This window comes from Accumulibacter sp. (assembly GCF_032229525.1).
GTDB lineage: Bacteria > Pseudomonadota > Gammaproteobacteria > Burkholderiales > Rhodocyclaceae > Accumulibacter.
On record NZ_JAVTWB010000019.1, the window covers coordinates 12537 to 19155 of the forward strand.

At 60.3% G+C, this 6619-nt stretch carries 9 protein-coding genes; 6 read left to right on the plus strand and 3 right to left on the minus strand.

All coding sequences use genetic code 11. From position 1 onward, the window contains the following. The 6 genes from RUW20_RS01675 to RUW20_RS01700 form a co-directional block, all read left to right on the plus strand. On the plus strand, positions 1-456 hold a 456-nt coding region (locus tag RUW20_RS01675; protein ID WP_313950456.1), incomplete at its 5' end, for an AIR synthase-related protein. A gap of 175 nt (positions 457-631) precedes the next feature. Further along, positions 632-931, plus strand: a complete 300-nt coding sequence (locus RUW20_RS01680; protein WP_313950457.1) for a type II toxin-antitoxin system RelE/ParE family toxin — start codon at positions 632-634, stop codon at positions 929-931. A gap of 2 nt (positions 932-933) precedes the next feature. Next, positions 934-1221, plus strand: coding sequence for an addiction module antidote protein (locus RUW20_RS01685; RefSeq protein ID WP_313950458.1), 288 nt, complete (start codon positions 934-936; stop codon positions 1219-1221). Between the two features lie 66 nt (positions 1222-1287). After that, positions 1288-2013: an N-acetylmuramoyl-L-alanine amidase gene (locus RUW20_RS01690; RefSeq protein WP_313950459.1), complete on the plus strand. Its 726-nt coding sequence runs from the start codon at positions 1288-1290 to the stop codon at positions 2011-2013. A gap of 47 nt (positions 2014-2060) precedes the next feature. Then, positions 2061-2972 carry a lysozyme inhibitor LprI family protein gene (locus RUW20_RS01695; protein WP_313950460.1) on the plus strand — a complete coding sequence of 304 codons (912 nt, stop codon included), beginning with the start codon at positions 2061-2063 and terminating at the stop codon, positions 2970-2972. Positions 2973-3120: 148 nt separating this feature from the next. After that, on the plus strand, positions 3121-3663 hold the full coding sequence (locus RUW20_RS01700; protein ID WP_313950461.1) for a DinB family protein: 543 nt from the start codon (positions 3121-3123) through the stop codon (positions 3661-3663). Positions 3664-3772: 109 nt separating this feature from the next. Here RUW20_RS01700 and RUW20_RS01705 read toward each other — a convergent pair whose 3' ends face one another. The 3 genes from RUW20_RS01705 to RUW20_RS01715 all read right to left on the minus strand — a co-directional run. Beyond that, entirely contained in the window at positions 3773-5158 is a 1386-nt protein-coding gene (locus RUW20_RS01705; RefSeq protein WP_313950462.1) for an FAD-binding oxidoreductase, read from the minus strand. Positions 5159-5587: 429 nt separating this feature from the next. Continuing rightward, entirely contained in the window at positions 5588-5782 is a 195-nt protein-coding gene (locus RUW20_RS01710) for a hypothetical protein (protein ID WP_313950463.1), read from the minus strand. Between the two features lie 249 nt (positions 5783-6031). Next, positions 6032-6619 (minus strand): ABC transporter permease subunit (locus RUW20_RS01715; protein WP_313950464.1); only part of this gene is annotated, 588 nt, incomplete at its 5' end.

Below are 6619 nucleotides of genomic sequence, written 5' to 3' on the forward strand. Positions count from 1 at the left end.
GCGCTGGCGTCGATGGAGCAATCGAATCGGCTCGCCGCGCAGTGCCTGCGCGAACACGGCGCGACGGCGTGCACCGATCTCACCGGCTTCGGCCTGCTCGGCCACCTGGTCGAGATGACGCGCGCCTCCGGGGTCGATGCCGAGATCGATCTGGCGGCCCTGCCGGTTCTCGATGGTGCCGTTGAGACCAGCGCGGCCGGCATTCTCAGCTCCCTGCAGCCGGCGAACGTTCGCCTGCGCCGCGCCTTGCGCAATCAGGAGGAGGGCAGCGCTCACCCGAACTATCCACTGCTCTTCGATCCGCAAACCGCCGGTGGCTTGCTGGCCAGCGTATCGGCGGAGCGGGCTAGCGCGTGCCTCGAGGCTCTCCGGTCTCTGGGCTACGGAAGCACCGCGTGCGTCGGTCGGGTGCTGCCGATCGGCGACGATCTCGCGCCGATCGAGCTGAAGCTGTAGCGGCTCCCCTCGGCAAACATCCGTCGCGATGGTGGGGCAACGCCAACGGACCATCAATCTGCGTTTCGCCCGAAATTGCGTCTGGCACACTCACCCGATGGCCATATCACGCAGCCTTGAATTCGCGGGGGTCATCAATGTTGACAGGCGTATCTAATCGGATACACTGGGCCGTATGAACAGCTTTCTTCGTTCAGATGAGTTTGACGCTTGGCTTGCTTCGCTAGAAGACAAAGTCGGCCGTGCTCGCATCATCCATCGCATTCGGGCGGCGGAACATGGCAACCTTGGCGATTGCGAGTCCGTCGGCGCCAGCGTTTCTGAAATGCGAATTCATTTCGGGCCCGGCTATCGCGTTTGCTGCACTCGTCGAGGCGATGTGGTCTACCTGCTCTTGCTGGGAGGAAACAAGTCTTCTCAACGGCGCGACATCAAGCGTGCGATTGAAATGGCGCAAGCCATTGACAAGGAGTAATCATGGCCAAGTACGCCCATTTTGACGCTGCTGACTATCTCGATGACGAAGAAACCATCGCCGAGTATCTAACTACAGCACTTGAAGATCCTAATCCCGATGTGTTTCTCACCGCAGTAAGAGACGTCGCACGAGCGAAAGGCATGACTCAGCTGGCGAAAGACGCGGGCTTGGGTCGCGAAAGTCTTTACAAGGCACTCACTCCGGGGGCCAAACCACGCTACGACACCATGCTCAAGCTTCTCCATGCCCTCGGTGTCAAGCTATCAGCCTCACCCGTGCACTGGTGAGCTGCCCAATCCGCTATTGAAACATCAAATGCCTCTGGTCTCTTTTTGTCCCCACCTTTGCGTTGCATGAAGCTCACCGTTGATGGCATAGCCGCGGTAGGATTTGTCGCTCTGGCGATGAGTTGTCATGCTGGCGGGGCATCCCTGATAGCCGTCGATGTCGGGCACTCCAGCTTGCGTCCCGGTGCCATTAGCGCCCGCGGGATACCGGAGTTCGAATACAACCTGGCACTTTCGCGAACGATCCACGACACGCTTTCTTCTCGCCATGTTTCGTCCGTGCTGATCGGGGACGACGGCACAATGACGAATCTCCAAGCAAGAACCGCGACGGCCAGTGCGCGAGGTGCAAGCTTCTTTCTATCGGTTCATCATGACTCCGCACAGTCGAAGTATCTCGAAACCTGGACGTGGGAAGGGCGGGAGCGACGCCACACCGAGCGCTTCTCCGGGTTCTCTCTGTTTGTGTCGCGGAAAAACCCGGACGCGAGCAGCAGCCTCGAGTGCGCGCGCAGGATCGGCTTTGCGCTCAAGAATGCAGGTTTCAAGCCCACCGCCCACCACGCCGAGCCCATTCCGGGCGAAAACCGAGAGTGGGCCGATGCGGATAGCGGAGTCTATTTTTTTGACGACCTTGTGGTGCTTAGAACAGCGAGGACACCCGCGCTTCTTCTTGAGGCTGGAGTGATCCTCAATCGTGACGAGGAAACTGCCATCCAGAAACCAGCTACGCGCAAGGCGATTGCTACGGCCGTTGTTCAAGGCTTGATCGATTGCAGGGCGATTTCGTAACTATTCCGTAACTTGATGAACGCTGCTCAACTACTTCGGAGGTGACAATGAACATTCGCATCCTGCCATGCCTGTTTGCGCTGCTGCTGCCAGCAATCGCCGGTGGCGCCCATGCGGGCGATTGCGACGACCCGACATCAAGCGAAGAAGTTGCGCAATGCCTTGGCAAGGACTTGCGGGACTCCGACGCAACGATCAACTCGTCCTACAAGGAGCTGATGGGCCGGCTGAATGAAGGGGACAAGGCGAACCTGCGCCAAGCGCAACGCAGGTGGATCAAGGACAGGGATGCCGCTTGTCAGCTCGATACAAAAGAAAGCAATCGCGAAAGGTGGTATCAGGCACTGCTCAAGGACTATGCCAAGACGGTTTGCGTAACCCGCTACACGCGCCAGCGGACGAACGAGCTTCAAGCCATGCTGGTCACGTTATCGCCTCAGCAAGATACGACTCCTCCTCAGCAGAGGCCGTCAATGCCTGCATCGCCTGCTGCGGAAAAACAAAGCGAAGCTGAATATAAAAAGGGGCCTTCCACGCTTCATAGCTCCGGGAAGTGGTACTTCGAGTTCGCCGTTAACTACGGCGAGGTGGTCAGGATTGAGCCGTGCGTCCTAAGTGTTGGCGTTGCAAACAAAACCCTCTTCACTGGCATGCTGGTCAACATCCGCCAGAAGAAGCACGCTGACAAAGATGTGGTGCGATATGGCTTCGCTGTGGATCTCGATAACGGGAAACTGTACATGAGCAGAAACGGGGTATGGGTGGACGGCGACCCTGGCAGCAATCTTGGCTACGACTTGAAACTGGGTCGGGAATACCATGCGGGCTTTACAGTCAGCGCAGACAGCGCTGATCCATACCTGGAGCGCAAGGCTATCGTTTCGAACTATGGCGATAGCGCAATGACCTATACACTGCCTGCAGGATACAGCCCTTGGAGAAACCAGACGGTGAACTAGGATCAGGTTTGTCTTCGAAATGGCAAGCAGAATGGGGCCAGAGGGATCCCTTTCTCGAGCGTTCGAGCTGGCTCCAGCCAAGCATCGCAACGTCAACTCTCGCGGACGAATTCCTTCCTCGTTCGCTATGCCTCTTGGGAGAAACGCGGTGAGCCGTACCGACCACATCCGCCTGATGGCGAAGTACAACGAATGGATGAATTGCAGGCTGTATGCGGCAGCGATGAGCCTGCCCGACGAAGAGCTTGTCCGCAACAGAAGAGCATTCTTCGGCTCGGTTCTCGGGACACTTAACCATCTGGTGGTTGGCGACACGATTTGGCTAAAGCGCTTCGCCACCCATCCGGCCAACTACTCCGCACTTGAAGCGGTACGAAATCTGCCAACGCCGGCGAGCCTTGATCAGCTTCTCCATACCGATGTTCGAGATCTCTCGAAGTATCGAACGTCGCTCGATCAGATCATCACGGAATGGACGCGAACAATTACAGAGCACGACCTGGATCACGTTCTGCACTATGCAAACACCAGGGGCGTGGCCGCAGACAAGAGGTTCTTCAGCCTGGTCATGCATTTCTTCAACCATCAAACGCATCATCGAGGCCAGGCCACCACTCTGCTTTCGCAGGCCGGCGTGGATGTTGGCGTAACCGACCTGCTGGCCATCATTGCCAACGAAACACCGGCGTAGGACTTCAGCAAGAAGGGGGCCGAGACATTTCGATTGCGTCCGAGGGTCCAAATCCACCATCGAAAGGTCGAACGTCTCTGCCCCACTTTCCTGGGCGCCTGAACGCGTCTCAGGCCGGCTTGATGTTCTGGTTCATGCGGAAGAGGTTGGTCGGATCGTGCTTCGTCTTGATCTGCAGCAGCCGTTTGTAGGTCGCACCGTAGGCGAAGGCGATGCGGTCGGTCTCGTCCTCGGTGAGGAAGTTGATGTAGGCGCCGCTGCTGGCAAAGGGCTGCGATTTGGCGAAGAATTCGCGTGCCCAGGCGATACAGCGCTGGTCCTCGGCGGGTGACTCCCAGCGGCCGTGCACGTTCATCACGTAGTTGGCATCGCGGTTCGAGTAGGCCATCGCCTCGGACGCTACGCGGGCCGTCTGGCCGCCGATCGTGCCAATGAAGATCTCGCACTGCGGCGAAGGCAGCAAGGCGGCGTATTCGATGATGGCGTCAATCGCGCCATCGCTGAGCTGCGAGAAGTTATGTGACTTCCAGTAGTTGCGAGCGCCCCGCGTCAGGAGCGGATCGAAGGCCTGCTGCCAGGCGCTGTAGGGCTGCACACCGACATGTTCGCCGAGCGCCGTGCCGAACTTGCGCAAGGGCTCGATCAGCTTCGCGCCCTCGGCCGGATCGCCCGCATAGCACAGCGCGAGGACGACGACCTCCTTCCCGTGTACGTCTTCGGGAAGGAACGGCAGCGGCGGCGCCTGTCGAGTGACCATCCACACGGAGAGCTCGTCCGGCATGGTCTCGGTGAAGCGGGCGAACTGCGTAAGCACGGACTTCGCCTGGTCGAAGGGGAAGACGATCAGTCCGCTGAGGACCTCCGGCCCCACGGCATGGAGCTGGAACTCGAAGCGGGTGACCACGCCAAAGTTTCCACCACCGCCACGCAGCCCCCAGAAGAGGTCATCGTTTTCCGTTTCGCTGGCGTGCACCTGATTGCCGTCCGCGGTGACGACATCCGCTGAGAGCAGGTTGTCGATGGTCATGCCGTATTTCCGGCTCAGCCAGCCGAAGCCGCCGCCAAGCGTCAGGCCAGCCACGCCGGTGGTCGAGTTGATGCCCAACGGCGTCGCCAGGCCGTGCGCCTGCGTGGCGGCATCGAAGTCGGCAAGCGTGCAGCCGGGCTCAACGATCGCCCGGCGCGTGTTCGCGTTTACCTGGACGCCTTTCATCAGCGAGAGGTCGATCATCAGGCCGTCGTCGCAGACCGCGTTGCCCGCGATGTTGTGCCCGCCGCCGCGGATCGAAACCAGCAACGCGTGCTGGCGCGCAAAGTTGACGGCTTTGACGACCTGTCCAGGCGATGTACAGCGGGCGATCAGGGCAGGCCGGCGGTCGATCACGGCGTTCCAGATCTGGCGCACCTCGTCGTAGCCCCCGTCGCCGGGAAGAAGCACTTCGCCTGCGAAGTCCGCTTTGAACTCGTCGATTCTTGCTTTCTGTGGCTGGTTCATGCTTGTCTCCTCCATTTACGCCCAGTTTTGGCATGGGGAGACAGTTGTGGGCTGTGTCTCCGGCACCTGCTCTCCAACTGGGCGTGGTCGACTGCGTCAAGAGCAGCTTTCAGCCTTATTTTTTCGACAACGACGGTGAGTTGGCGTTCAGCACCAAGCGAGGGGTAGTGAGGCGGTAGGGTCGGTTCCAGTATTCGGAAGGCGCGCGTTTGGCCGGGTGCTGGAACCCCTTGGCCGGGGCTCGGGACTGCTGTTTGACGCACTGCCAGGCCATGGCCGGCGCGTGGGCCCGTTACCCCGTGACAGGCGACCTGGCCCTCTCCGGGAAGGCCCGCAGAAGTCCGCCGTTCATGGTGACAAACTGGCTATCGCGTTGCCTGGTCAGCGCAAGGAATTCGCAGTCGTGCGCCGACCGTTGGCCGGCTCGCGTCAGGTTCCGGGGCGCAGCAATCCGTCCTCGATGGCCTCTGCCTTGTCGGTGCACTGATAGTTGGTCGCGCAGTTGGTAAGGGAGCAGACGCTTTCGGTCTTGATCGCGATCTGTCCGCGCTGGTGACAGAGTTTTTCGGCTCTGCTGCGAACGTCGGCAATGGCCTTGTCGGTGTAGGCGTGATCGAAGGTCATGTAGTTCGTATCCTGGCCGAAGCCGACGAGCCTACTGTCGGCGCAGCTTGAGAGCAGGAGGGTCAGGAGGAGTGCGCGGATGATCATCGACGTGGCGAGAGAGAAAGGAGAATTCGGCGCTGCGTGCGAAAGTATCGCGGCTCACCGCTGCCACAGTCAATCGAAGATTTTGTCCGCAAGAGCCATGGCTAGTCGACAGGTGGAGGGGTGGCCGTCAGTGAACCTTGCCGTGCCGCGCGGGTCGTGTCGTCAGACCTGCGGGTCGACCGCCATCTGCATGTCGCGCTGGCGAACACGGTCCCTGTGCAGCATCACCAGGCCGGCGATCAGCACCCCGAAGGTGACCAGCGAGACCATGATCGTCGCCAGCGCGTTGATGTCCGGGCTGACGCCCAGGCGGACTTTCGAGAAGATCACCATTGGCAGGGTGCTGGAACCCGGGCCGGAAACGAAGCTGGCGATCACCAGATCGTCGAGCGAAATGGTGAATGCCAGCAGCCAGCCGGAAACCAGCGCCGGCGAGATGATCGGCAGCGTTACCAGCAGGAACACCCTGGCTGGCCGCGCGCCGAGATCCATGGCCGCCTCTTCCAGCGAGACATCGAGCGTGGCCAGGCGCGACTGGACGATCACGGTCACGTAGGAGAGCGTCAGGGTGATGTGCGCGATGGTGATGGTGCTGACCCCACGGCCCGCTGGCCAGCCGAAAGCCTGTTCGGTGGCCACGAACAGCAGCAACAGCGACAAGCCGGTGATCACTTCGGGCATTACCAGCGGCGCGGTGGTCATGCCGGAAAACAGCGTGCGGCCACGAAAGCGGCCGAAGCGTGCCAGAGC